The following is a 24,499-nucleotide window of genomic DNA, read 5'->3' as shown; positions in this document are numbered from 1 at the left end:
TCCTTTCGCAGGGCCATCAGCGGCCGGGGCTGGCCGTGACGAGGAAGCTCGCCGCGAGGAGGACCACGAGCACGAGCGTGGTCTCGGCGGCGACGGAATGGACGAAGGGGCGGACGGTGGCGGTGTCCCCGCGCAGGACGACGGCGAAGTCGAGGCGGCGGCCCACCCAGCTGCGGCTGAACTGCGCGGCCAGCAGCACGACGGCGAGCACGGCCAGCTTGACCAGCAGCGTCCGCCCGTAGGCCGTGCCGAACACGCGGCCGACGCTGCCGACGGTCTGCCACGCGAGCACGACGCCCGCGGCGACCACGACGGCGACCGACGTCATCGCCAGCTTCGAGTAGCGGGGGATCACCGAGGCGAGCTCTTCGGGGTCACGGCGGGCCAGGACGCCGAACAGCAGCACGGCCAGCCCGCCGATCCACGCCGAAGCGCCCGCGAGGTGCGCGAAGTCCGCCAGCTGCGTCAGCCAGGGCCGGGTGCTCTCCACCGCGTGGCCGGTGAGCCCGGTCGTGCGGAGCAGCCCGAGCAGGATCGCTCCGGCCCCGACGCGCCAGGGCAACGCCGTGGCCGCGTCCCGGCCGCGTTGCAGCAGCCAGGCGAGCACCACCCCGCCGAGCAGCCACAGCAGTGCCCTGGCGAACCAGATGCGCCCGAACTGGCTGTCCAGCGCCTGGCCGATCAGGTCCCAGGCCAGGAAGTCGCCGGGCGGGCGCTGCGCGGCCCACGCCGCCTGCAGGCCCAGGCCGGCGAGCGTGCCGGCCAGGCCGAGGACCCATCCGGTGACCAGCACCGAACGAGCCCCGCGGTGGCCGGCGCCGGCGGGCCAGAGCACGGCGAGGAACAGCAGCCCGCCGGCGAACAGCGTGAGACCGGCGTAGTCGACGGTGCGGGCGAGCACGTACCAGCCCTTGACGGGGTCCACGGCTCACCGTCCACTGGGGACGGTGAGCGTCGGTACCGGCACCATCGCGGGCGTCAGCCCGCCGTCGGCCGAGCGGCAGTAGCCGAGGATCAGTGCGGCGGCCCCGTCCGGCCCGGTCACCCCGAGCCCGGTCGTGAGGGAGCCGAGCAGGGGCAGCCCGCCGACGGTGTCGAGGACCTGTTGCGGCACACCGGCTTGACACGCGGGCACGTCGGTTCCGGGCGGCGGTGGCGCCGGTGTCGTCGGCTCTGGCGAGGCCACCGGGGGAGGCGGGGTGCCGGGCTCGGAGGATCCCGGATCCGGGACCGGAACCACGCCGGTGTCGCCGGGCATCGACGGCATCGACGGCACCGGGTCCGCCGGCTGGTCGCCCACCGGGATGGCGGGCAGCGGGGACACCGGCCCGCCCGCGGGCAGCTGGCCGGCCGGAACCGGTTGCGCGCCGGGGGTTTGCGGCGTGGCCGGGTGGCCGCCGTCCGCGACCGCGGGCGGGGTGGCCGCGGCGGTGCCCGGCCGCAGGCCGAGGCCGGAGGCGTAGCCGACGACGATCACGACGGCGCCGGCCAGGCTCGCGGCGATGACGTGGTCACGGCGCAGGGCGGGTCCTCGCACGGTTTCGTCCTCCAGGGAATGGGGAATTCGCTCGCGGGAAACGGCAATTCCGCCAGCGGTGGGGAAAAGCGGGATGTGGGAGCAATAAACCAGCCGCCACGTTTCGCGGGGTGATCTTCACGTGAAGGACAGGTTAAGTCGAGCGGCCCGCAGACGGCGTGACGCGGTGAGTTGTTGGGCCGAAAGCCGCCTTTGCTGGACTGTTCGGGTGACCGGGCAGGCTAACTGTCGGAGTAGCTGCCCGGTTTGCCCGATCCTCGGGTGGCGGTGCGCCGCGACGGTGAGAATTGGTTAACACAGCCGTTTCACGACCTCCCGTCATGACCCCGGATCGGCTCGCTACGGTTCCGGCATCGCTCGAATTCCCGAGAAGGCGAGAAAACATGACTTCCCGCTGGTCTTTCCCGGTCCGGATCGCCGCCGCGCTGGCGGCCGCCGGCGGCGCGGTGCTGCTGGGCGCGCCCGCGGCGGACGCGCACAGCGTCCTGGTGTCCAGTTCGCCGGCCGCGGACGCGTCGGTCGCCGCCGGCCCGGCCGAGGCCGTGCTCGAGTTCAACGAGCCGGTGGAAAACCGGTTCACCGAACTCGCGGTGCTCGGGCCCGACGGGACTTCGCACTGGGAGGCGGGTCCGGTGTCCGTTGTGGACGCCCGGGTCTCCGCGCCGCTGCGTCCGCTCGGCCCGGCCGGGGCCTACACCATCCGGTACCGCGTCACCTCCGCCGACGGCCACCCGGTCTCCGGCACCGTCCCGTTCCGGCTCACCGTGGCGGGCCCGGCGGCCGCGGTGCCGGCCGCCGCCGCGGTGGACCGCCCGGACTCGGACGGCTCGATGCCGCTGTGGCCGTGGCTCACCGGGGGCGCCGTCCTGCTCGGCACCGGGTTCGCGGTCGCCAGGCGGTTGAGCCGCGCGGACGCTTGAGGTCGTGGCCCCGCGGGTATCCCGCGCCCATGACGAATCTGGACGACACCACGACGGCGAAGCTCGACGAATTCGTGCTCGCCCGGCTCGCGGAGGACGAAGAGCGCGTCCGGGCGGGTGAACTGCCGCAGATCGACGAGGCCGAGCGGCGCGGGCGCCTGCGGATCATGTACGCCGACGACGACGACGGCCTGCTGCTGGTCGGCGGGCCGGTCGAGGCCATGGAGGACCGGCACCCGGTGCCGTTCGCCGAGAAGGCCGAGTTCCTGCGCCGCGAAATCCGCGACGTCCACGACGACGCCTCCGTCAAGCTCGTCGCGTCGGTGTACGAAGCCCACCCCGACTGGCGCGACGAGTGGCGCCCGTGACCTGATGCCCGCGCGGCAGGCCGGTCCGCGGGTCTTCGCCGACCGGGAGGACGGCGGCCGCCGGCTCGCGGCCGAGCTGCGGCGCCGGGCCTGGGCCGACCCGGTCGTGCTCGGGCTCGCCCGCGGCGGCGTGCCGGTGGCCGCCGTCGTGGCGCGGCGGCTCGGTGCCGAACTGGACGTCGCGGTCGCCCGCAAGATCGGCGCGCCGGGCCACCGCGAGTACGGCGTCGGCGCGGTCACCCCGGACGGACCGGCGATCTACGACGAGGCCGGCCTGCACGCGCTGAGGCTGACCGCCGCGCGGATGGCCCGGGCCGAGACCCGGGAACGGGCGGAAGCGTGCCGCCGGCTCGAGCGCTACCGCGCCGGCCGGGCACCCGCCGGTCTCACCGGCCGTGACGTCCTCCTCGTGGACGACGGGCTCGCGACCGGCGTCACCGCGACGGCGGCGCTGCGCGACATCCGCGCGGCCCGGCCGCGGACGCTCGTCTTCGCGGCACCCGTCGCCGCTCCCGGTGCGGTCGCGCGGCTGCTGGCCGAAGCCGACGACGTCGTCTGCGTCGCGGAACCGCCGGATTTTCGCGCGGTCGGTCAGTGGTACGCCGATTTCCGCCAGCTGGGCGACGACGATGTGCTGGAGCTGCTCGGTTCGTGACCCGGTGCGCTCCTAAGAGGACCGCCGGTGACGTGCTGCTCCACTCGGGGCGCCCCGGGTTGACCCTGTGGGTGACGGGGTATCACCCGATGGGGCACCGACCGAAGGGGCGGGAGCGGGATGAGCGAACGGGACGGGCTCGGCGCGGCGGCGCGCGGGCTGCGGCAGTACCTGCTGGCCGTCGCGGCCAAGCTGGACGCACCCGCCTGGTTCTGCGAGGTGGACGTCCCGGCCGGTGCGTACGTCGCGCTGGAGCGGCGGCTCGCGCGGTTCCCCGCCCACGAGACGGCGCTGCTGTGGGACGAACGCGACGGCTGGGCCGCCGCGGTCGAGTCGGCGACCGGCGACGACGTCATCGTGCTGGCCTACCTGGGCGAGGACGTGCTGCCGCCGCCCGAAGCCGTCGTGGAGTTCGTGACCGGCTTGTACGGCGAAAAGTACCCCGGCCGGCCGGATCCCCCGGATTTCCGCAGACCCGGCACCGCGGACGGCTTCGACGACCGCTTGGCCGCCTACGCCGGCGACCCGGTCGGGCAAGCCTGACCCGCGCGGGCCTCCCGTCCGTCGAGCCGAGTCCGCAGTGCCCGGCCGAACCAGGTGAACACCGGTTCCAGATCCGGCAGCGCAGGCCAGCCGTTGATGGCGGCCACCCGCTGCCAGTACCGCGTGACCCGACGATCGTTGGCGACGTCGAGCCGTTCGAGGATCCACTCCTTCAGCCGATCGTCGTCGGCCTTGCCGAAAGTCTCGGCGTAGCGCGCACTGAGCGTGGCGACAATGCCGCCCGCCTGCTCCGAGTCCGGGGCGATCCCCGCGGCCAGTGCCCGGCCGACTTCTTCGCGCACGGCCTCGGTCAGTTCGTGGTGCAGGCCGGTCGTGTCCCCCTCGGCGCGCTGGGCCGCCTGGTATTCGGCCATCCGCCGGACAGCGGCCCGGAACCCGGTGTCCTGGACCAGCTCCACGAGCTCCATCCACGCCTCGACCTGTTCGGGCGTGGCGTCATCGGGCAGCTCCGGCATGCTCGAACGCAGCAGCTCCACCATGGCCGGATTGGCGTCCACACCGCCGAAGGTGTCATCGATGAAGTCGTGGACGAAGCGGCGCCGTTCGGCGTCGGACAGGTTCACCAGTTTGTGCATCAGCTCCATCTCCTGAGGGCTCGATTCCCGGTTCGCGACCGCTGCCAGCACGGCACGCCGCAGACGCAGGGCCCGGATCTGCACATCGAGCGCCGCCGCATGCGCCGCGGCGACCTCGGCCAGCGAGGTCTCATCGGCCAGCACGCGCCGGACGGTGGGCAGATCGACGTCCAAGGCACGGAGCGTGCGGACCAGTTCCAGGCGGGCCAGGGCAGCCACGTCGTACAGGCGGTAGCCGGCGGGGTTGTGGCAGGTCGCCGGCACGATCCCCTTGTCGGAGTAGAACCGGATCGTCTTGACGGACAACCCGGTCCGCGCCGCCAGTGCCCCGATCGTGAGGAGGTTCTCGTCGTTCATGACCACAGCCTGCCGTCTCCCCTCGAGGGAGACTCAACTCGAAACCGTGGACGGCGTCAGCGGGCCGGCAGCACGCAGAATTCGTTGCCCTCGGGGTCGGCGAGCACGATCCACGGGTCGTCGTCCGGATCGTCGAGGACCTTCGCCCCGAGCATCACCAGGCGTTCGACCTCCGCCCGCTGGTCGCCCGCCACCGGCGCGAGGTCGAGGTGCAGCCGGTTCTTGACGGTCTTCTCCTCGGGCACCGGCTGGAACAACAGCGCCGGTCCGTCGTCGAAGTCGACCTGGCGGTACGTGAGGCCGTGGGAGTCGGTCCACGTGCGGGTCTTTCCGTTGCCCACTGCCGCGGCCCAGAACTCGGCCAGCAGGTCCGGCTGGCGGCAGTCGATCGCCACGGCCAGGATGCGGGCCGCCGTCACGAGTCCGCCACGATCCGGTTGATGGCTTCGGCGACCAGTTCCGGTTCGGACACCGTCACCGTCAGCCCCGGGTGGCGGAGCAGTCCCCACGGGTCGATGCCCCGGACGGGTTCCCGAAACCGGAGGCACACGCCGCCTTGCGTGGTCGTGCCGAAGGTCAGGCCGCGGTCGGCCAGCGAAAGCCGGACGCCGAAGACGCGGAGAGCGCGGTACGGGCCGGTGGCTTCCGCTCCGGCGAGGTTGCTCAGCGGCGTCTCGACCAGCCACGGCCCGAACCGGACCCGCAGGCCGGCGGCGTCCAGCTCCAGCCCGGCTCGCGCGCCCAGGATCCGGCGCACCCACGGGAATCCGACGGCGAAGCCCGCGTGCAGCCGGTAGTGCACGACGACGGCGGGTTCACCCACCGCCGCCTCACTCGTGGTCATGCGCCGCCGCCCCGCGGCGGGAAGTCTGGTTCGCGGTGCATGGGGAACCTCCTTGACGCGGTGTCCTTCCCCGGCTACCCGGTGACCACGGGCCGAAACGACCGGGATCACCGCGAGCGCGCGGCGGTCCGGTTGACCGCTCGCGCCGCGACGATGCCGAGCACCAGCGCGGCGGCCGCGGTCAGCCCGTGCAGCCAGTTGTCCGCCCAGTTCAGGTTGATCGGGTCCTCGGGGTTGACGAGCGCGGTGGCGAGGATGCCGTAGGCGGTCATCCCGGTGAAACCGACGAACAGCACCCAGCAGTAGATGAGCGCTCCGCTGCGCCGGGTCGCGGCGAGCAGCCCGAGCGCCCCGACCGCCGTGTGGACGAGGTTGAGCAGCGGGGTCGCGCTGAAGATCCAGACGGCGCGGCCGGTCTCGTGGCCGACCGCGGCGGTTTCCGGGGTCAGGAACCCGGCGATGCCCAGCGCGAGGTAGAGCAGCCCGAGGACGGCGACGACCGGGCGGAGCCAGGACGCTGCGCTCCGGGAGCGGATTTCGGCGGACGACATGGGGGTCTCCTTCCTTCGCGGCCGGATACCCCGTCACGCGTGCGGAAAACGGACAAGTGGAAGGGGCCGGACGGCGGGCTGGGGGGTCCGCCGTCCGGCCCACGGCCGGGGCCCGCGCCGGTCCCTGCAGCCAGGACGCGGGCCCCTGGTCTCAGGGGGAACGCCAGTCGTGACCGCGGTAAGCGGTCCCGTGCTGGGCGCCCATCAGCAGCAGGCCGCCGTCGACGACGAGCGACGTGCCGGTGATGTAGCCGGCCGCCGGGGTCGCCAGGAACGCGACCGCGGCCGCCACTTCGGCCGCGTGGCCGGGGCGGCCCAGTGGGATGCCTGGCCGGTCCTGCTCGCGCGGGTCGGCGTCGGCCTGTCCCGTCATCGGCGTCGAGATTTCGCCCGGGGCCACGGAGTTCACGGTGATGCCGTGCTGGGCCAGCTCCAGGGCGAGCACCTGGGTCAGCGCGCCCGCGCCGGCCTTCGCGGCGCAGTAGGGCGCGGCGCCGACGCGGGGCACGTGCTCGTGGACGCTGGTGATCGTGATGATCCGGCCGCCGTGCCCGGCGTCGATCATGTGCCGGGCCGCGCGCTGCGAAAGCAGGAAGACGCCGTCGAGGTCGACGTCGAGGACCTGGCGCCACTTCTCGTAGCCGAGGTCCACGGCGAGTTCGCTGCTGCCCGTGCCGGAGCAGTTGACCAGGACGTCGATGCCGCCGAGGTCCTCGGCGAACGCGTCGACGACGTCGGCGGCGCCGGGCAACTCGGTCAGGTCGAGCTTCCGGACGTGCGCGGTCACGCCGTGCGAACGGACCTCCGCGGCGGTTTCCTCCGCGCCGTCGGCGTCGGAGTGGTAGGTGATGCCGACGTCCAGGCCGCCGCCGGCGAGGGCGGCGGCGACCGCGCGGCCGATCCCGGAGTCGGCACCGGTGACGACGGCACGCCGCGGCGAAGCGGCTTCGGCGGGTAGGGGCGCCGGGAGCGACACGGGCGGCTCCTTTCGTTCCCGGTCGGCTACCACCCCCGCCGGGGACTAAACCCCGGCGGCCGGCGTGTGTCGGCCGGACAGCGGGGTAACCGCGCCGCTCCCGAACGGAAGGAAAGTTCCCGTGAGCAAGCCGAACCCGATCGAACTGCAGAAGTACCTCTCCGGCGTCGACTACCCGGCGAAGCGGGCCGACCTGGTGCGGGCGGCCGAGAAGAACGGCGCCGACCCGGCCACGTTGGACGTCGTGCGCGGCCTGCCGGACCGGACCTACGAGGGGCCCAGCGGCGTGAGCAAGGAGATCGGCGGCTGACGCCGGTCGTCTTGAATGACTCATTCCTGGCGTCCGACGCCAGGAATGAGTCATTCATTGCGTTGCGGCGGCCGGGACCGGCGAGACGACCCCCGGCAGCGCGAGGGCCGTCACCGCGCGGCAGACGTCGGCGGGGTCGATCGTGTCGAGGCAGGGGTGGCCCGGGACCGGGCAGACGCGGGCGCGGGTGGCGCGGCAGGGGGCGTGCTGGTCGCCGAGCACCACCGTGGGGACACCGTAAGGCGCCCACCGCTCCTGCGGCACGACCGGGGCGAACAGCGACACCACCGGGGTGCCCGCCGCCGCGGCGAGGTGCGCAGGGCCGGTGTTGGGCGCCACCACCACGCGAGCGCCGGACAGCACCGCCGCCAGCTCCGCCACGGTCGTCCGGCCGCCGAGGTCGACCGCCGACGTCCCGGCCACCTCCTGGGTCAGCGCGCGCTCCGACGGCGCGCCCGTCACGAGCACCCGGTGCCCGTCGGCGGCCAGCGCCTGTACCGTTTCGCGGCTCCAGGCCGCCGACGGCTGGCGGGCGGGCACCGACGCCGCGGGGTGCACCACGACGTACGCCCCGCCGCCGGTCAGCCGGGCGGTGTTCGGCAGCGGGCGCCGCAGCGCCAGGGCGCCGTGGTCGTCCGGTGGCAGCGAAAACCCGGCTGCTTCGGCGAGCGACAGCATGCGGACCGGCTCCGGCGGATCGCCGTCGACGCGGTGGCGCAGGTCGAGCAGGCTGCCCGGGTAGTCCTCGGAGATCGCGCCGATCCACGGCACCCCGGCCTGCCGCAGCAGCAGCGCCAGCGGCAGCGGAGACTGGTGGAACGACGTCAGGATCAGCGCGCGGCCGAACGACTTCGACCGGATCAGCGAGACGAACGCGCCGGTGTCCTCGGCGGTCACCGGCGGCGGGTCGGGGTCGATCCAGGGTGCGGTCCAGGTGAGCACCTCGGCCACGCCCGGCAGCAGTTCGCCGGCGGCGCGGCCGTGCGGTCCGGTCAACAGCGTGACCTGCGCCCCGGACGCCGCAACCGCGCGGACGCAGGGCCCGGCGAGCAGGACGTCCCCGAGGTTGTCCTGGCGGGCGACGAGCACCCGGGTCATCCGGCGACCCCGGCGACGCGCAGCGCCTCGGACAGGTCCCGCGCGACGGCGGCGTGCCGGCGGGCCCGGGCGATCTCCGGTTCGAGCGTGCGGTGCGTCGGTACCAGCACCGCTCGGGCGCCGGCCGCCAGCGCGGCCTCGACGTCGGCGCCGGTGTCGCCGATGACCACACACGAGGCGGGGTCGACGCCGAGCTCCCCGGCGGCGCGCAACACCATGCCGGGCGCGGGTTTGCGGCACGCGCAGCCGTCGCCGTCGTCGTGGACGCAGACCTGCCAGGTGCCGAACGGGCCGAAGAGCTCCTGGACGCGGGCGTTCACCGCGTCGAGCTGCTCGGGCGTGATCAGTCCTTTCGCGACACCGGACTGGTTGCTCACCACCCCGATCGGGATGCCGCGCTCCCGCAGCCCGCGGACGAGCTCGACCGCGCCGGGCACCGGGCGGACGCCGTCCGGGTCGTTGAGGTAGGGGACGTCGACGATCAGCGTGTCGTCCCGGTCGAACAGCACCGCGACCTCGGGCCGCGGCCGCCGGGCCGCGATCTCCCCGCGCAGCCGGTGGTAGCACGCGGCGGGCGGGATCAGGGCGCTGGTGACGACCATGCGCGCCACTTCGCCGGGTGTCCGCGGGCCCGGCAGGATCCGGCGGGTGGCGAACTCCGCCGTCAGCCCGGCCCAGACCCCGGCCGCGAGCAGCGCCTTGCCGCGCTGGCGCAGCACCGGCAGCGCGAGCGCGGCCAGACCGGCCACTGTGGACAGTACGTGCAGCCCGAGCCGGCCGTGCCCGGCGCCGGTGCGCTGCCGCCAGAGGACGCCGTGCTTGGCCCGCATCAGCGCGTTGTCGGCGTTGCCGCGCTGGGCTTTCAGGCTGTAGAAGAACCCGGCCCGCCGGGCCGGGTGCGTGGTCAGCCGTTCGCCCTGGTCGATCCGGTGCCCGGCCTCGGCGACCCGCAGCGCCAGGTCGGAGTCTTCGCGGAAGGCGCGTGGGAACCGCTCGTCGAAACCGCCCGCCTCGACGAGTGCGCGACGGCGGTAGGCCATGTCCGCGGTGATCCACCGGGCGTGCTCGAGGCCGGCGGTGCCGCGCTCGTCGTCGGCCGGCCGCCGGTCCGCCGGCAGCGGGACGGTGATGCGGCCCTGGGAGGCGGCCACGTCCGGCGGCAGCGAGCCGAGGTCGGCGGCGAGCTGCCGCGCCCAGTCGGCGGCGAGCACGACGTCGTCGTCGACGAACGCGATCCACTCGCTCTTCGCGGTGCGCCAGCCGAGGTTCCGCGCCGCCGCCGGCCCGCGCCCGCCGGAGCGGAGCACGCGGACCCCACCGGGGACGTCGAGATCGGACCCGCCAGGGCGGTCGTCGACGACGAGGATTTCCGCCGGCCGCGGGTCGGGCCCGCCGAGGAGGGTTTCCAGGAGTGGCCGAAGCGTCTCGCGGCCCGTCGTGGGGATCACCACGGTGTAGTCGAGCGAAGCAGTCACCGGAACCGGATACCCGGGGCGGGGGTGATCAAACGGCGTGTCGAAGCCGTCGCGCGCGGGTAACCGGCGAGCGACGAGAAGGAGGTGCGGATGACCGCGGGGACGATCGAAATCCGGAACCCGGCCGACGGCAGCGTGGTGGGCACTGTGCCGGCCGCGGGTGAAGCCGAGATCGACGCGGCGCTCGCGCTGGCCCGCCGGACCCGCGCGCAGTGGGCCCGGACCCCGGCCGCCGAACGCGGGGCGCTGCTGCACACCGCGGCGGAGCGGCTGCGGGCCCACGCCGACGAGCTGGCGAAGACGAACGAAGCGGAGACCGGCAAGCCCCGGGACGAAGCCCGCGAAGGCGTGCTCGCCGGGGCGGGCACGCTGGCCCAGTACGCCGAGCTCGGCCCGGTCCACCGCGGCCGCAGCCTGCTCGGCGACGTCGGCGCGACGGATCTGATGGTGCCCGAGCCGCACGGCGTGGTCGTGGCCCTCACCCCGTGGAACGACCCGGTCGCGGTCGCCTGCGGGCTCCTGGGCGCGGCGCTGGCCACCGGGAACACGGTGGTGCACAAGCCGAGCGAGCGTGCCCCGCACACCGGGCAGCTGCTCGGCGAGGTGCTCGGCGGCGTCTTCCCGGAGGGCGTGCTGCAGACCCTGCACGGCGACGGCGGGGTCGGCGCGATCCTCGCGATGCGTGACGACGTCGACGTGATCGCCCACGTCGGCAGCACGGCGACCGGCCGGTCGATCGCCGCCAGCGCGGCCGCGACGGGCGCGAAGACGTTGCTGGAGAACGGCGGCAACGACCCGCTGGTGATCGACGAGGACGTCGACCCGGCGTGGGCGGCCGGCCAGGCGGCGCTGGGGGCGTTCGCCAACTCGGGCCAGATCTGCGTGGCGGTCGAGCGGATCTACGTGTGTGCGGCGATCGCCGAGCCGTTCCTGGCGGCCCTGGTGAAGGAGGCCGAGTCGCGGACGCTGGCCCCGCTGGTCGACCGCCGGCACCGCGATCACGTGCATTCCCACGTGTCCGACGCGGTCGCCCGCGGCGCCCGGCTGCTGACGGGAGGTTCGGTTCCGGACGGTCCCGGAGCGCACTACCCGGCGACGGTCCTGACCGGCTGCGCGCCGGACTTGCGCGTGATGACGGAAGAGACGTTCGGCCCGGTGGCGCCGGTCCGGGTGGTGGAGAGTTTCGACGAGGGCCTGGCCGAAGCGGCCACGGGCGACTACGGACTGGCGGCGACGGTGCTGACGGCTTCGATGGCCCACGCGCAGCGAGCGTGGCGCGAGCTGCCGGCGGGCACGGTCAAGGTGAACAACGTGTTCGGCGGCGCCCCCGGCGGAGCGGCGCACCCACGCGCCCGAAGCGGCAACGGGTACGGCTACGGGCCGGAGCTGCTCGACGAGATGACCCAGACGAAGCTCGTGCACATCGCCCCGCCCGCATGACCGGACAGCGCGAAAGACCGGGCGAGGACCGGCCGGCGGAGGAGGAAGGGCCCGGTTCGCCGGGGGAGGCGGATCGGGGAGGCCGCGCGAAGAGCAGCGCTGGCTCTTCGCCCGAGGGCGAGCGGCACGGCCTGGGTTCTGACGGCAGGGAGGGCCACGCGGTGCCGGATGGGCGGAGCGGCGATTCCCCGCCGGATGGGCAGCGGCACGATCGAGCCTCCGGCGGCCGGGCTGCCCGCGCGGTCCGGGATGAGCGGAGCGGCAGTTCCTCCCCGGTAGGGGAGCGGCACGATCCGACTTCCGGCGGCGGGGCTGCTCGCGCGGCCCAGGATGAGCGGACCCCCGATTCCTCGCCGGATGGGCAGCGCCACGGCCGCACCCCAGCGCGCCGGTTCGCTCGTATGCTCCGGCTGCCGCGCCCCGAAAACTCCTCATCGGACGACGAGCGACACGACCGGACCCCCGTCGGCTGGGTCGCCCGCGCTCTCCGCGTCCCCGGCCGCGAACGCCGGATCCTCGTCCAGAGCGCCAAAGCCACCCTCGCCGCGACCGCCGCCTGGCTGCTGGCCACCCTCGTCCTCCGGCTGCCGCAACCCTTTCTCGCTCCCTACGCGGCCGTTTTCCTCGTGGAAGCCACCGTCTACCGGTCGCTGCGGGGGTGGCTCCAGCAGGTCGGCTCGGTCACCTCCGGTGTCGTCCTCGCCGCCGTGGCCGGCCAGTTCATCCCGTGGCAGGCCGTCGCCCTCGCCACCGTTGTCTTCCTGGGCCTGCTCGCCGGCAGCTGGCGGCGGTTCGGCGACTCCGGCGTCTGGGTCGGCGTCACCGGCATGCTCGTGATCTCCTACGGCACCGCCCGCGAACCCGTCCTGCTCGGCGACCGCCTGCTCGAAACGGCGCTGGGCGCGGCCATCGGCGTCGCGGTCAACACCCTGATCTTCCCGCCCCTCTACGGCGAACGGCTGGCCGCGGCGGCCGGGCGGCTCGGGAAAGCGCTGGCCGACCTCCTGGAGTCGCTGTCCGACCTGATCCGCCGGGACGAGCCGCCGGAAGACCTCGACGGCCTGCTGTCCCACGAGCAGGACACGCGCAGCCAGGTGCTGGCGGCCGAAGAGGCCGTCGGCCTGACGCGGGAAGGGCGGATGCTGAACCTGCGCCGCACGCGGCCCTCCGCCGGGACGCGCCACGAACGTCCGCTTCGGACGCTCATCGGGCTCTGGCCCGCGGTGTCGCAGCTGCTCGCCGCGGTCCGCACGACGGCGGGCCGGCGGGAGCACCCGTTCGAGTACCCCTGGCCGGACGCGCGCGAGTTGCTGGCCGACCTCATGCACCACCTGGCCGGAGCCGTGCAGTCGGTGGCGATGGCCGGGGAACCGGTCGAGCTGGACGAATGCCGCGCACTGCTCGAAAAGCTCGAGAAGCGCCTGGTCACGGCGGAAGAAGACGGCGTCCCGGCCCGGCTGGGCCTGGGGACCCTGACGCTGCCCGCGCGGCTGCTCCTGGAGCAGCTGGAGAGACGCTGAAAGCTACTGGACCGCGACCGCTTCGGCTTCGGACCGGTGCCGGCGGCAGGCCGTGCACACCATCGTCTGGCCCAGCAGCGTGCCGTCACCGGACACCAGCCGCGCGACGTGCAACGTGGGCAGCCCGCATTCTTCGCAGGGGATCGGCTTGCTGTCGCGGCTGATCATGACACGGTTCGGCATGGTGGAACCCCCTGACGCGGACGGACGACGCCGGGGGGTTGCCCACGTGGCCTGCGCCACACTCGTCCGGCGCAGCGATATCACTCGAATGGCGTAGTCACTTGGTCGGGTATTGCTGTTCGCGCAGCACTGTGGCCAGGTGGACGGCGTTGCGCACCAGGGTCGCGTTCGTCGAGGCCACGGCCTCCGGCGTCTCGTCGAGGTCCTGGTAGTCGCCGCCCTGCATGGCTTCGCCGTTCCAATAGGTCGCGCCCTGGGCCGGGACGGTGAAACCGACGTCGTTCAGCGCCTGGAACAGGTCCGCGATGATCTTGTGGGCGCCGTCCTCGTTGCCGACGACCGCGGCCACCCCGACCTTGCCGAACATCGCCGGCCGGCCCTCGTCGTCCGTTTCGGACAGCTCGGCGTCGAGGCGCTCCAGGACCCGCTGCGCCACGCTCGACATGTGGCCGACCCACGTCGGGGTGGCGATCAGCAGGACGTCGGCGGCGGCGATCTTGCGCCGGATGCCCGGCCATTCGTCGCCGTTGCCCATGTCGGCCTCGACGCCCGGGCGGACGTCGTGGTCGACCACGCGGACCAGCTCGCCGGTGGCGCCGCGTTCGGCGAAGAGGTCGAGCAGCTGCCGCGCGATGAGATCGCTGCTCGACTTCGACGGCGACGGCTTGAGCGTGCAGGTCAGCGCGAGGACGCGCAGGGTCATGACTGCCTCCTGGGATGGGTGCCGACGCCGATGTGGGCGAACCCGGCCTCGGCGAGGGCATCGGGATCGAGCAGGTTGCGCGTGTCGACGACGACCGCCCGGTCGGCCGCGGCCGCCAGCCGGGCCCAGTCGAGCTCCCGGAACTCGGGCCACTCGGTGAGCACGACGAGGGCCGCGGCGGCCTTGGCCACCAGGTACGGGTCGTCGACGACCTGGACCGCTTCGGTGTCGGGCACGGACCTGACGGCCGGGTCGTGCGCGGTCAGTTCGGCGCCCGCGCGGGCGAGTTCGGCCGCCACGGCGAGGGCGGGGGAGTCGCGCAGGTCGCCGGTGCCCGCCTTGAAGGCCAGGCCCAGCAGGCCGATGCGGGCTCCGGCGAGGGACCCGGCGGGAGTACCCGTCACGGCCTGCCGCACGGCCCGCACCACCCGGGCGCGCTGCCGGGCGTTGACGCGGACCGCGTCGCGCAGGATGCCGAAGTCGACGCCCGCCGCCTCGGCCGCGTGCAGCAGGGCCGAGGTGTCCTTCGGCAGGCACGAACCACCCCAGCCGGGGCCGGGGGCGAGGAACTCCGGGCCGATCCGCGCGTCGAGGCCCATGGTGCGCGAGACCTCGCGGACGTCCGCGCCGAACCGCTCGCACAGTTCGGCCAGGACGTTCACGTAGGACAGTTTCACGGCGAGGAACGCGTTGCTCGCGTACTTCGCGAGTTCGGCGCTGGCCGAGTCGGTCGCCACCACCGGGGCGCCGGTCGGCTCGTACAGCCGGGCGACCCGCCGGGCCGCCGGTGAGTCCGCCGGGTCGGTGCCGACCACGACCCGGTCCGGGTGCAGGAAGTCGTCGACGGCGTGCCCTTCGCGGAGGAACTCGGGGTTCGCCACGACCGGCAGGTCGTCGCGGCCCAGCAGGCGGGGCAGCCGCGCCGCGGTGCCGACCGGCACGGTCGACTTGGTGACCACCACGCAGCCGGGCCGCAGCAGCCGCCCGAGCTGCGGCACGACGTGTTCGAGCACGCCCAGGTCGGGGCGGCCGTCCTCGGCGGGCGGCGTGGGCAGGCACAGGAAGACGAGGTCCGTGCCGTACAGCTCCGCTTGGGCGGTGGTGAAGCTCAGCGTCCGGTCGGCGAGGCCATGGCCGACCAGCTCGGCCAGGCCGGGTTCGGCGATGGCCACCACGCCCCGGCTCAGATCGTCCACTTTGGACTCGTCGGCGTCCACGCAGGTGACGCGGTGCCCGAGCCGCGCGAAGCACGCGGCACTCGTCAGCCCGACGTAGCCCGCACCGACGATCCCGATGTGGTCAGCCATGCGCCACCCGCATTTCCAGGGCCGACCGCGTCGCCGCGAGCACGCGCTCTTCGCCGAGCAGCAGCAAGCCGCCGTCGGGCTCCTCGCCATGCGGATCGCCGACGTTCCCGGCCCAGAGCACGACGTGCTGCCGCGCGGACGGCGGCGGGCCCCACAGCCGGGGCGGGGTCGGGCCGAACAGCAGCACCGACGGCGTGCCGAACGCCGTGGCGAGGTGCCCGACACCGGTGTCGCCGCAGACGACGAGCGCCGCCCCGGCCACCAGCGCGGCCAGTTCCGCCAGGCCGGTGCGCCCGGCCAGCACGGCGTCCTCGCCGAGCCCGGCCGCCTCGGCGATCGAAACCGCCAGGTCGCGTTCGGCGGCGCTGCCGGTGAGCACGACGCGGTGCCCGCGCGCGGCGAGGTCCCGCACGACGGCCGCGAACCGCCCGGGCGGCCAGCGCCGGGCCGGGAACGCCGCCCCGGGGTGCACCACGACGGCGTCCGGGGCGGGACTCGGGCCCGGCGGCACGGGCAGGGCCAGCGCCGACCGGTCCGCCGCCACGTGGTGGTATTCGACGAGCCGGCACCAGCGGTCCACTTCGTGCAGGTCGTCGCGCCACTCGAGACCGGGCACGTCGGGGAAGTCGGGGTGGCGGTGGGTCAGCAGCTCGGCGGGATCGGCGGCCATGAGGTCGTGGATGCTCTCCGGACCGCTGCCGTGCAGGTTGACGGCGAGCCGTGGCGGCGGGCCGGGCCAGGCGAGCTCGCCGAGCTTCGGGGTCGGCAGCAGCTCGTCGACCGCGTCGATCAGCTCCACCAGGTCCCGCAGGCTCTCGGGCGCGGCCAGCACCAGGCGGTCACCGGGGTACGCCGCCCGCAGGGCGCGCAACGCGGGCACCGCCGTCAGCAGGTCCCCGACGCCGAGCGCGCGCAGCACGAGGACCGCGGCACTCACGGCCACGATCCCTCCTCCGACGCGCACACGACCAGTTCCCGGACTTCGGCGCCCGGCGGCTGCTGCAGCGCGAAGACCACGGTGTTCGCGACGTGCTCGGGCTGGTTGAGCTTGGCGTCCGGCGGCGGCTTGTACTGGTCGGTGCGGTCGTCGAAGAAGTGCGTCCACATCCCGCCCGGGATGAGCAGCGTGACGCCGACGCGCCCGGCCAGCTCGGCGGCGAGCGCCCGGGTGAAGCCGACGACGCCGAACTTCGAGGCGCAGTAGGCGGTCGCGTCGCTCACCGCCTTGATGCCCAGGGTGGAGGCGACGGTGACGACCGTGCCGCGGGAGCGTTCCAGGGAGGGGAGCGCGGCGCGGATCACCGCGGCCGTGCCGAACAGGTTCACCTTGACGACCCGCTCCCAGTCTTCGGTCGGCACTTCGCCGAGCGGGCCACAGGCGTCGGTGCCGGCGGCGGTGAAGACACCGTCCAGGCCGCCCGCGCGCTCGGCCAGCTCGCGCACCGCGGCCTCGGTCGCGGCGGTGTCGGTCAGGTCGGCCTCGACGTATTCCGCCGGGTCGTCGGGACGGACCCGGTCGAGGACGTACGGGGTGCCGCCGGCCTTGCGGACGGCGTCGACGGTGGCGGCGCCGAGGCCGGACGCGCCACCGGTGATCAGGACGTTGCCGAGGGGTCGCATCGCTCTCCTTCGCGGGCGAGGGGGTCAGGCACTGGCCGCCGCGGCGACCAGCCGGGAGGTCGAGTAGCCGGGCACGGTCGGGACGAGCACGACTTCGCCGCCGTGCCGTTCGACCACTTCGCGTTCGGGCAGGTCCGCTTCCGCGTAATCGCCGCCCTTCACCCACACGTCCGGGCGCAGCTTCTCCAGGACGGCGGTGGGCGACGGCTCGTCGAAGACGGCGACGGCGTCCACAAAGGACAAAGCGGCGAGGAGCCGGGCGCGGTCGCGGTCGTGGACCAGCGGCCGGCCGGGACCCTTGAGACCCCGCACCGACGCGTCGGAATTGAGGCAGACGACGAGTGCGTCGCCGAGGGCGCGGGCCTGCCGCAGCAGGCTCACGTGCCCGGGGTGCAGCAGGTCGAAGCAGCCGCCGGTGGCGATCAGCCGGCCGCCGGTTCCGCGGATCCGCTCGGCGAGGCCGAAGGCGTCGGTCGCCGGCTGCGGGTCGGGCACCGGGCCCTCGTCCGTGGACAGCGCGGTCGCACCGCCGGCGGCGACGAACCGGGCGGCCGCCTCGACCGCGGTCACCACGGCTTCGGTCGTGTCCGCGCCGCCGAGCAGGGCGGCGGCGGCCGCGGCGGCGAACCGGTCGCCCGCACCGCACGTGTCGGGCGCGGTGTGGCCCGGCAGCCGCGCCGCGGCGGGGATCGGGACGGTCGTTTCGCCGAGGCCGTCGGCCAGCACCGCACCGCGGGCCCCGGTGGTCACCGCGACCGCGTCGGCGTGCCAGTGGCCGCGCAGCAGCTTGGCGAGCTCGGCCGGCTCCTCGTGCCCGGCGAGCACCGCGCGCGCCTCGGCGAGGTTCGGGGTGACCAGCCGCGTGCCGGGCACCGGCTGGGCGCCGCGGGGGTGGGGGTCCCAGACCACCGGGATCCGCTCGGCCAGCTCGCGCAGCAGCCGCCGGACGTCCGGGTTGCGCGTCAGGCCGCGGCCGTAGTCGGCCACGAGGATCGCGCCGGCCTCGGCCAGGACGTCGTGCACCCGGGCGGGCAGCGGGTCGGCGGTCGCCGTGCCGTCGCCGGAATCCAGGCGCAGCAACGACTGCCCGCCCGCGCGGATCCGGGTCTTGCACACCGTGGTGCCGCCCAGCGGCAGCGGCAGCACGGTGACGTCCGGTTCCAGCAGGCCGGTGAGCGCGTGGCCGCCTTCGTCGTCGCCGAGCGGCGTGACCAGCACGACCTCGGCCGCCGAGCGCGCGGCCAGCAGCGCGGCCAGGCCGGCCCCGCCGGGGCGGCGGCGCCGGGCCGTCAGATCGACCACCGGCACCGGCGCCTCCGGGCACAGCCGCTCGGCGGTGCCTTCGAGGTCGACGTCCAGCAGCGTGTCGCCGAGGACGACCAGCGGCCTCACGCGGTCACTCCGAGCGCGTGGTCGAGGGCCGCGCACAGGCCGTGCACCAGCGCCAAGTGCATTTCCTGCACGGTCGCGACGGTCGGCGCTTCGACCGTCACCGCGTCGTCGCACAGGGCGGCGAGGGGGTTGGGGGCCGGCCCGGTCAGCGCCCACGTCGTCACGCCCAGTTCGTGCGCCGCCTTCGCGGCGGCGACGACGTTCTGGCTGCCACCGCTGGTGGACAGGCACACCAGGACGTCACCCGGCCGCCCGTGCGCGTGCACCTGGCGGGCGAAGACCTCGTGGTCGCCGTAGTCGTTGACGATCGCCGTGGTCGCGGACGTGTCCGCGTGCAGCGCGATGGCCGAGAGGGGACGGCGTTCGTGGCGGAACCGGCCGACGAGCTCGCCGGTCAGGTGCTGTGCCTCGGCCGCGCTGCCGCCGTTGCCGCAGGCGAGCAGCTTGCCGCCGGCCTCGAACACCCCGGCGAGGTGCCGGCCCCACGCGGTTATCTTGGGGGCGGATTCGCGGGCCCGGCCGGCGGCTTCGGCCAGCGCGGCGAGATGGTCTTCCATCACGGCACCTCCTTCTCCTCCGGCGACGCCGCGCCGGTTCGGGTGGGTCGGGGACGCCGGAGCACGAACGGCCCCAGCGCGAGCAGGTCGATCGGGGCCGAGCCGAAGCACTCCAGCGCGTCCCGGGGCGAGTCGACCATCGGGCGGCCCGCGGTGTTGAGACTGGTGTTGATCACGACCGGCAGGCCGGTCCGGCGCTCGAACCCGGCCAGCATCCGGGCCAGCACCGGGTTTTCGCGTTCTTCGACGGTCTGCACCCGGGCCGTGCCGTCCACGTGGGTGACGGCCGGGATGCGGTCGCGCCATTCTTCGGCGACGTCGTGCACGAACAGCATGTAGGGGCTGGGCAGCGGGCCGCGGGTGAAGATCTCGGCCGCCCGCTCGGCGCGCACCATCGGCGCCACCGGGCGGAACTGCTCGCGGCCCTTGACGTCGTTGAGCCGTTCCAGGTTCTCCTTGCGGCCCGGGTGGGCCAGCAGCGACCGGTGCCCGAGCGCCCGCGGGCCGAACTCGGCGCGGCCCTGGAACCAGGCGATCACCTCGTCGTTCGCCAGCGCTTCGGCGACGGTCTCGGCGAGGTCGTCCGGCCGTTCGTAGGGCAGCTTCGCCTTGATCAGGATCTCTTCGAGCTCTTCGTCGGTCCACCCGCGACCGAGGCCGGCGTCCCCCATGGGAGTCCCGCGTTCCCCGGCTTCGGCGGCCAGCTGCAGCGCGGCGCCGAGCGCGGTCCCCGCGTCCCCGGCGGCGGGCTGCACCCAGATCCGGTCGAACGGGCCTTCCGCGTGCAGCCGGCTGTTCGCGACGCAGTTGAGCGCGATCCCGCCCGCCATCGCCAGGTCGCGCTGGCCGGTGGCCTCGTGCAGCCAGTCCGTCAGCTCCAGCAGGATGTCTTCGAGGACTTTCTGGACACTCGCGGCCAGATCAGCGTGCCGCGACGTCAGCTCCTGGCCGGCTTCGCGGCGCGGGGCCAGCGAGGCCAGGTCGACGCCGGAGGCGTGGAAGCCGCCGTCGCCGGTGACGTGGACGTGCTCGCAGAGTTCGTCGAGGAACTCCGGCTTGCCGTAGGAGGCGAGCGCCATGACCTTGTACTCGTCGCTGGATCGCGCGAAGCCCAGGTGCTCGGTGAGGTCTTCGTAGAGCAGGCCGAGCGAGTGCGGCAGCTTCTGCGCCGCCAGTTCCTTGAACCGCCCGTCGCGGTACTCGCCGGCCAAATAGGACGTGCTCTCGCCGCGGCCGTCGGCGACGAGCACGGCGCAGTCACCGAACGGCGCGGCGAGCGCGGCCGACGCGGCGTGCGCGACGTGGTGCCGGACGAACTTGACGATGCCCGGGTCGAGCCCGGGCAGCGCGGACTTCAGGAACAGCGGCGCCCGCTTCGCGAACTCCGTCCGCAGCTCCTCGCCGCTCGGGTCGTGCCCGGCCAGGCCCGGCTCCACGAGTGCGGGGTCGTAGGAGTATCCGACGGCGTCGAGGTCCTTCGCGGAGAACCCCGCCTGGGCCAGGCACCAGGCGGCGGCCTGGGCGGGCTGTTCCCACGTGGAGAACGGCACCGCCTGCTTGCCGTGCTTGCGGCGGCTGAACCGCTCTTCCTCCGCCGCGGCGACGATCTCCCCGTCCACCACCAGCGCGGCGGCCGGGTCGTGGAAGACGGCATTGATCCCGAGTATGCGCATCGACCTGCCTCTGGCGTTCCGGTGCGGACTCGTGGGGCCCGCTCTCGCCTATAGCGCTACCCGGCGAAGTCGTTGATAAACGATGGCGCGCATAAGCCCTGGGCGTCGCTACTCAGCGCGACGGCGCCCGGCGGAACCACGCCGCAGTGCGACGGAGGCCGTCGTCGGAGTCGATCTTCGGTTCCCAGCCGAGGACGTCCCGCGCGAGGGAGATGTCGGGGCACCGCCGCTGCGGGTCGTCGACGACGGCGTCGACGTATTCGATCGGGGAGCCGGACCCGGTGATGTCCTTGATGCGTTCCGCCACTTGGCGGACGGTCAGTTCGCCCGGGTTGCCGATGTTGACCGGCCCCGGGTGGTCCGCCCGCGCGAGGGCCAGCAGGCCGCGGACGGTGTCCTCGACGTAGCAGATGGACCGGGTCTGTTCGCCGGTGCCGGTGACCGTGATGGGGTCGTTCTTGAGCGCCTGGCCGAGGAACGCCGGGATCATCCGGCCGTCGTGGGGGCGCATGCCGGGGCCGTAGGTGTTGAAGATCCGCGCGATCGCCGTGTCGACGCCGTATTCGCGGCGGTAGGCCGACGTCAGCGCTTCGGCGTAGCGCTTGGCTTCGTCGTAGACGCTGCGCGGGCCGGTCGGGTTGACGTTGCCCCAATACCCTTCGCGCTGCGGGTGTTCCAGGGGATCGCCGTACACCTCGCTGGTCGAAGCGAGCACGAACCGGGCGCCGTCGCGGCGGGCCAGCTCGAGCGCGTTCTCGGTGCCGCGCGAGCCCGCGCGCAGGGTTTCCAGCGGCAGGGCCAGGTAGTCGCGGGGCGACGCGGCCGAAGCCAGGTGGAAGACGACGTCGGCTTCGCAGCTCAGCGGCATCGGCTGCGTGACGTCGTGCCGCACGAACCGGAACCCCTCGTGGCGGCGCAGGTGGTCCAGGCTGTCCGCCGACGATGTCGCGAGGTTGTCGACGGCGACGACTTCGATGTCCTCTTCGAGCAGCAGCTCGCACAGGTGCGCGCCGACGAAGCCGGCACCCCCGGTCACCACCGCACGCCCGAACCGCCTGGTCACTCCCGGATCCGTCATGCCGTGGCGGCTACCCGGCCCCGGCGGCCGCAAAACCGTGTAAGGCGGTGGAGAGCGGGTAAACGCCCGAACCATGCGAGTTCTGCTCACCGGTTGGGCCAGTTTTCTGCACGGCGAAGCCACCGCGGGGGACGTCCTCAGCCTGCGCGCGGCCGGGAACGCGCTGGCGGAGGCGGGGATCGACCACCGGGTCGCGTGGAGCCCCGGCTTCCGGCCCGGCACCCTGCACCTGCCCGACGCGCCACCCGAGGACTACACGCACGTGGTGTTCGCCTGCGGCCCGGTGCACGGGCCGCAGGTGCGTTCGCTGCACGAGCGCTATGCCTCCTGCCGCCGGATCGCGGTCGGCGTGTCCGTGCCCGATGCCGAAGACCCGGCGGTCACCGGGTTCCACCGGGTCATTGCGCGCGACGACGGCGTCACCGCCGAGCTCGACCTGGCACTGGGCGCGCCGGTGTCGCCCACGCCGGTGCTCGGCGTGATCCTGGCGCCGCACCAGCCGGAATACGGCGGCGCGGGGCGCCACGGCGACGTCCACGAGGCACTGACCGGCTGGCTCGCCGGCCTGGACTGCGCCCGCGTGCCGCTGGACACCCGGCTCGCGCACGCGGACTGGGAGCGGTGCGCCACCCCGGACCAGTTCGCCGCACTGGTGTCCAAAATGGACGCCGTGGTGACGACCCGGCTGCACGGGCTGGTCTTCGGGCTCAAGGCCGGGGTGCCGGTGCTCGCCGTCGACCCGGTGGCCGGCGGCGGGAAGGTGACCGCGCAGGGGAAGGCGCTGGACTGGCCGGTGGTGGCGGCCGAGGACGCCGGCGACACCGCGCTGCTCGACGCCCGCCTGGAGTGGTGCCTGCCGGCCCCGGTGCGGCCGCCCGCGCACCCGGCGTCCCTGGCCGCGCTGGTGGACGAGCTGGTGGGATCGCGATGAGCGCGCGCACGACCGTCGTCATCGCCACCCGCAACCGCGCCACCGAGCTGGCGCGCACCCTCGGCCGGTTGTCCTCCTTGGACCCCCGGCCGCCGGTCATCGTGCTGGACAACGCTTCCGAGGACGACACGGCCGACGTCGCCGGACGGCACGAGAACGTGCGCGTGATCCGGCTGCCCCAGAACCTCGGCGCCGCCGCGCGCACCCTCGGCGTCATCGCGGCCGACACGCCGTACATCGCCTTCAGCGACGACGACTCGTGGTGGGCGCCGGACGCGCTGGCCGAAGCCGAGCGGATCTTCGACGAGCACCCGCGCACCGGCCTGCTCGCCGCGCGCACCCTCGTCGGCCCGGAATGCCGGGACGACCCGGTGACGCCCGAAATGGAGCGCAGCCCGCTGGGCCACCCGGCCGGCGCTCCCGGGCCCCTGGTGCTCGGCTTCCTCGCCTGCTCCGCGATCGTGCGCCGCACGGCGTACCTGCAGGTGGGCGGGTTCAGCCCGCTGCTGCACTTCGGGGCCGAGGAGCAGCTGCTCGCCTACGACCTGGCCGCCCGCGGCTGGGAGGTCTGCTACGTCGGGCGCCTGCGCGCCCACCACCACCCGTCCCGGTCGCGGCCGCCGTCGTCGTGGCGCCGCCGGGCCGAACTGCGCAACCGGCTGCTCATCGCCCTGCTGCGCCGCCCACCGCGGGTCTGCCGCCGCGAGGTGGCGCGGACGCTGGTGCGGGCCCCCGGCGCCGTCCTCGGTGCGGTGCCGCGGCTGCCGCGCGCGCTGAGCTCGCGGCGCGTGCTGCCCGCCCACGTCGAACACCAGGCCCGGACTCTGGAAAGGACCGCCGAATGGCGCGAATCTCGGTCGTGATCATCACCTGCAACCGCCGCGAGCAGTTGCGCGAGACGCTGGCGCACATGACGTCCCTGCCGGACGCCGCGCCGGTCTTCGTCGCGGACAACGGATCCGCGGACGGCACGGCCGGCATGGTCGCCCGCGAATTCCCCGGCGTCCGCCTGTTCCCGCTGGCGGAGAACCTCGGCGCGGTGGGGCGCAACATCGCCGTCGAGGAGGTGACGACGCCGTACGTGGCCTTCTGCGACGACGACACGACGTGGCAACCCGGCGCCCTGACCCGGGCCGCCGACCTGCTGGACGCGTATCCGGGGCTCGGCTCGGTGACCGGGCGCTGCCTGGTCGAGCCCGGCCTGGCCGAGGACCCGATCACCCCGGAGCTGCGCGAGTCGCCGGTGCCGGGGCCGGACTGGCTGCCGGGGCCGGCGCTGCTCGGCATCATGGCGGGCCTGACGGCGGTGCGCGTCAGCGCGTTCCGCGAGGTCGGCGGCTTCTCGACGCGGATGTGGCTCGGCGGCGAGGAGGAGCTGTTCGCCCTGGACCTGGCCGCGCGGGGCTGGTGGATGTGCTGGGCCGAGGACGTCGTGATCCACCACGCGCCCTCGAAGCTGCGCGACCCGCGCCACCGCCGCCGCCTCGGCATCCGCAACACGCTGTGGACGCTCCTGCTGCGCCGCCCCTGGCCGGCGGTGTTCCGCCGCGGCCGTGACGTGCTGCGGTCCGCGCCGGCGGACTTGGCCACGGCGGCGGCGCTGCTGGACGTGGCCCGCGGCCTCCCGTCGGTGCTGCGGGACCGCCGGGTGGTCCCGCACCACGTCGAACACGGCCTGCGCCTGCTGGAAGCACCCCAGCGTGAGTCGAAGGCCCGCCGCTACGTGGGCTGAGCGCATGTCGTGAATGACTCATTCCTGACGTCTGACGTCAGGAATGAGTCCTTGGGTTTTAACGTGTGGTGGTCTTCTTGCCTTGTCGGCTGTTTTTGCGGTGGGTGGGGTAGCGGGTTCGGGGTGGTCGGGT

28 protein-coding genes are annotated in these 24,499 nt (G+C 74.2%); 10 read left to right on the top strand and 18 right to left on the bottom strand.

From position 1 onward, the window contains the following. Nucleotides 1-16 precede the first annotated feature (16 nt). Together AB0F52_RS24265 and AB0F52_RS24260 are read right to left on the bottom strand one after the other, a co-directional pair. A complete protein-coding gene (locus tag AB0F52_RS24265) occupies nt 17-925 on the bottom strand; it encodes a CopD family protein (RefSeq protein WP_360175129.1) in 909 nt (302 codons plus the stop codon). A 3-nt stretch (nt 926-928) separates the two neighbouring features. Beyond that, nucleotides 929-1,537 (bottom strand): hypothetical protein, encoded by a 609-nt coding sequence (locus tag AB0F52_RS24260; RefSeq protein ID WP_360175126.1) that lies wholly within the window; start codon nt 1,535-1,537, stop codon nt 929-931. Nucleotides 1,538-1,920: 383 nt separating this feature from the next. On the opposite strand from AB0F52_RS24260, the gene AB0F52_RS24255 reads away from it, so the two are divergent. The 4 genes from AB0F52_RS24255 (at nt 1,921) to AB0F52_RS24240 (ending at nt 4,023) form a co-directional block, all read left to right on the top strand. Then, nucleotides 1,921-2,457 (top strand): copper resistance CopC family protein, encoded by a 537-nt coding sequence (locus AB0F52_RS24255; protein ID WP_360175123.1) that lies wholly within the window; start codon nt 1,921-1,923, stop codon nt 2,455-2,457. Between the two features lie 29 nt (nt 2,458-2,486). Beyond that, nucleotides 2,487-2,825 (top strand): hypothetical protein, encoded by a 339-nt coding sequence (locus AB0F52_RS24250; RefSeq protein WP_360175120.1) that lies wholly within the window; start codon nt 2,487-2,489, stop codon nt 2,823-2,825. A gap of 4 nt (nt 2,826-2,829) precedes the next feature. Then, nucleotides 2,830-3,480, top strand: coding sequence for a phosphoribosyltransferase family protein (locus tag AB0F52_RS24245; protein ID WP_360175117.1), 651 nt, complete (start codon nt 2,830-2,832; stop codon nt 3,478-3,480). Between the two features lie 120 nt (nt 3,481-3,600). Beyond that, nucleotides 3,601-4,023 carry a DUF6292 family protein gene (locus tag AB0F52_RS24240; RefSeq protein ID WP_360175114.1) on the top strand — a complete coding sequence of 141 codons (423 nt, stop codon included), beginning with the start codon at nt 3,601-3,603 and terminating at the stop codon, nt 4,021-4,023. Here the strand turns inward: AB0F52_RS24240 and AB0F52_RS24235 are convergent. The 5 genes from AB0F52_RS24235 to AB0F52_RS24215 form a co-directional block, all read right to left on the bottom strand. Next, nucleotides 3,993-4,976, bottom strand: a complete 984-nt coding sequence (locus AB0F52_RS24235) for a MerR family transcriptional regulator (RefSeq protein ID WP_360175111.1) — start codon at nt 4,974-4,976, stop codon at nt 3,993-3,995. The two genes, AB0F52_RS24240 and AB0F52_RS24235, sit on opposite strands and share 31 nt — an antisense overlap. Before the next feature lie 56 nt (nt 4,977-5,032). Then, nucleotides 5,033-5,395: a VOC family protein gene (locus AB0F52_RS24230; RefSeq protein WP_360175108.1), complete on the bottom strand. Its 363-nt coding sequence runs from the start codon at nt 5,393-5,395 to the stop codon at nt 5,033-5,035. Further along, the gene (locus AB0F52_RS24225) at nt 5,392-5,820 is read right to left on the bottom strand and encodes a hypothetical protein (RefSeq protein ID WP_360175105.1); all 429 of its coding nucleotides are present in this window, start codon (nt 5,818-5,820) and stop codon (nt 5,392-5,394) included. The genes AB0F52_RS24230 and AB0F52_RS24225 overlap by 4 nt, the downstream gene beginning before the upstream one ends. Before the next feature lie 107 nt (nt 5,821-5,927). Further along, on the bottom strand, nt 5,928-6,371 hold the full coding sequence (locus AB0F52_RS24220; protein WP_360175102.1) for a DUF4383 domain-containing protein: 444 nt from the start codon (nt 6,369-6,371) through the stop codon (nt 5,928-5,930). 151 nt (nt 6,372-6,522) lie between these two features. Further along, nucleotides 6,523-7,347: an SDR family oxidoreductase gene (locus AB0F52_RS24215; RefSeq protein WP_360175099.1), complete on the bottom strand. Its 825-nt coding sequence runs from the start codon at nt 7,345-7,347 to the stop codon at nt 6,523-6,525. A 121-nt stretch (nt 7,348-7,468) separates the two neighbouring features. Here AB0F52_RS24215 and AB0F52_RS24210 point away from each other — a divergent pair, with 121 nt between their 5' ends. Next, entirely contained in the window at nt 7,469-7,657 is a 189-nt protein-coding gene (locus tag AB0F52_RS24210) for a DUF2795 domain-containing protein (RefSeq protein ID WP_360175096.1), read from the top strand. A gap of 54 nt (nt 7,658-7,711) precedes the next feature. Here the strand turns inward: AB0F52_RS24210 and AB0F52_RS24205 are convergent, their stop codons facing one another. Both AB0F52_RS24205 and AB0F52_RS24200 read right to left on the bottom strand, forming a co-directional pair. Beyond that, complete coding sequence (locus AB0F52_RS24205; protein ID WP_360175093.1) at nt 7,712-8,755, bottom strand: glycosyltransferase family 9 protein; 1,044 nt, start codon at nt 8,753-8,755, stop codon at nt 7,712-7,714. Continuing rightward, nucleotides 8,752-10,230: an HAD-IIIA family hydrolase gene (locus AB0F52_RS24200; protein WP_360175090.1), complete on the bottom strand. Its 1,479-nt coding sequence runs from the start codon at nt 10,228-10,230 to the stop codon at nt 8,752-8,754. Before AB0F52_RS24200 ends, AB0F52_RS24205 begins: the two co-directional genes overlap by 4 nt. Before the next feature lie 90 nt (nt 10,231-10,320). Between AB0F52_RS24200 and AB0F52_RS24195 the strand changes: the two genes are divergently transcribed. Then, entirely contained in the window at nt 10,321-11,670 is a 1,350-nt protein-coding gene (locus AB0F52_RS24195) for an aldehyde dehydrogenase family protein (protein ID WP_360175086.1), read from the top strand. 401 nt (nt 11,671-12,071) lie between these two features. Further along, nucleotides 12,072-13,190: an aromatic acid exporter family protein gene (locus AB0F52_RS24190; protein ID WP_360175083.1), complete on the top strand. Its 1,119-nt coding sequence runs from the start codon at nt 12,072-12,074 to the stop codon at nt 13,188-13,190. 3 nt (nt 13,191-13,193) lie between these two features. Here AB0F52_RS24190 and AB0F52_RS24185 read toward each other — a convergent pair whose 3' ends face one another. The 9 genes from AB0F52_RS24185 to AB0F52_RS24145 all read right to left on the bottom strand — a co-directional run bounded on the left by AB0F52_RS24185 (nt 13,194) and on the right by AB0F52_RS24145 (nt 21,703). After that, entirely contained in the window at nt 13,194-13,373 is a 180-nt protein-coding gene (locus AB0F52_RS24185; protein WP_285991339.1) for a hypothetical protein, read from the bottom strand. A gap of 97 nt (nt 13,374-13,470) precedes the next feature. Beyond that, nucleotides 13,471-14,076 carry an NAD(P)H-dependent oxidoreductase gene (locus AB0F52_RS24180; protein ID WP_360175080.1) on the bottom strand — a complete coding sequence of 202 codons (606 nt, stop codon included), beginning with the start codon at nt 14,074-14,076 and terminating at the stop codon, nt 13,471-13,473. Then, nucleotides 14,073-15,383 (bottom strand): UDP-glucose/GDP-mannose dehydrogenase family protein, encoded by a 1,311-nt coding sequence (locus AB0F52_RS24175; protein WP_360175077.1) that lies wholly within the window; start codon nt 15,381-15,383, stop codon nt 14,073-14,075. Before AB0F52_RS24175 ends, AB0F52_RS24180 begins: the two co-directional genes overlap by 4 nt. Next, entirely contained in the window at nt 15,376-16,326 is a 951-nt protein-coding gene (locus AB0F52_RS24170) for a glycosyltransferase family 9 protein (RefSeq protein WP_360175074.1), read from the bottom strand. The genes AB0F52_RS24175 and AB0F52_RS24170 overlap by 8 nt, the downstream gene beginning before the upstream one ends. Then, on the bottom strand, nt 16,317-17,003 hold the full coding sequence (locus AB0F52_RS24165; RefSeq protein WP_360175071.1) for an SDR family oxidoreductase: 687 nt from the start codon (nt 17,001-17,003) through the stop codon (nt 16,317-16,319). Before AB0F52_RS24165 ends, AB0F52_RS24170 begins: the two co-directional genes overlap by 10 nt. Before the next feature lie 24 nt (nt 17,004-17,027). Beyond that, entirely contained in the window at nt 17,028-18,395 is a 1,368-nt protein-coding gene (locus AB0F52_RS24160) for a PfkB family carbohydrate kinase (protein ID WP_360175068.1), read from the bottom strand. Then, nucleotides 18,392-18,952 (bottom strand): SIS domain-containing protein, encoded by a 561-nt coding sequence (locus tag AB0F52_RS24155; protein ID WP_360175065.1) that lies wholly within the window; start codon nt 18,950-18,952, stop codon nt 18,392-18,394. The genes AB0F52_RS24160 and AB0F52_RS24155 overlap by 4 nt, the downstream gene beginning before the upstream one ends. Further along, on the bottom strand, nt 18,952-20,625 hold the full coding sequence (locus AB0F52_RS24150; protein ID WP_360175062.1) for a carbamoyltransferase C-terminal domain-containing protein: 1,674 nt from the start codon (nt 20,623-20,625) through the stop codon (nt 18,952-18,954). Before AB0F52_RS24150 ends, AB0F52_RS24155 begins: the two co-directional genes overlap by 1 nt. 112 nt (nt 20,626-20,737) lie before the next feature. Further along, nucleotides 20,738-21,703, bottom strand: a complete 966-nt coding sequence (locus AB0F52_RS24145) for a UDP-glucuronic acid decarboxylase family protein (protein ID WP_360175059.1) — start codon at nt 21,701-21,703, stop codon at nt 20,738-20,740. 73 nt (nt 21,704-21,776) lie between these two features. On the opposite strand from AB0F52_RS24145, the gene AB0F52_RS24140 reads away from it, so the two are divergent. The 3 genes from AB0F52_RS24140 to AB0F52_RS24130 are packed head-to-tail and all read left to right on the top strand — an operon-like array spanning nt 21,777 to nt 24,366. Next, entirely contained in the window at nt 21,777-22,634 is an 858-nt protein-coding gene (locus AB0F52_RS24140; protein ID WP_360175056.1) for a polysaccharide pyruvyl transferase family protein, read from the top strand. Then, nucleotides 22,631-23,497: a glycosyltransferase gene (locus AB0F52_RS24135; RefSeq protein ID WP_360175053.1), complete on the top strand. Its 867-nt coding sequence runs from the start codon at nt 22,631-22,633 to the stop codon at nt 23,495-23,497. The genes AB0F52_RS24140 and AB0F52_RS24135 overlap by 4 nt, the downstream gene beginning before the upstream one ends. After that, nucleotides 23,476-24,366 (top strand): glycosyltransferase, encoded by an 891-nt coding sequence (locus AB0F52_RS24130; RefSeq protein ID WP_360175050.1) that lies wholly within the window; start codon nt 23,476-23,478, stop codon nt 24,364-24,366. Before AB0F52_RS24135 ends, AB0F52_RS24130 begins: the two co-directional genes overlap by 22 nt. Nucleotides 24,367-24,499: the final 133 nt, after the last annotated feature.

Origin of the sequence: Amycolatopsis sp. NPDC024027, assembly GCF_040638975.1 — a bacterium.
Classification (GTDB): domain Bacteria; phylum Actinomycetota; class Actinomycetes; order Mycobacteriales; family Pseudonocardiaceae; genus Amycolatopsis.
This window is presented reverse-complemented; position numbering and strand designations above follow the sequence as displayed.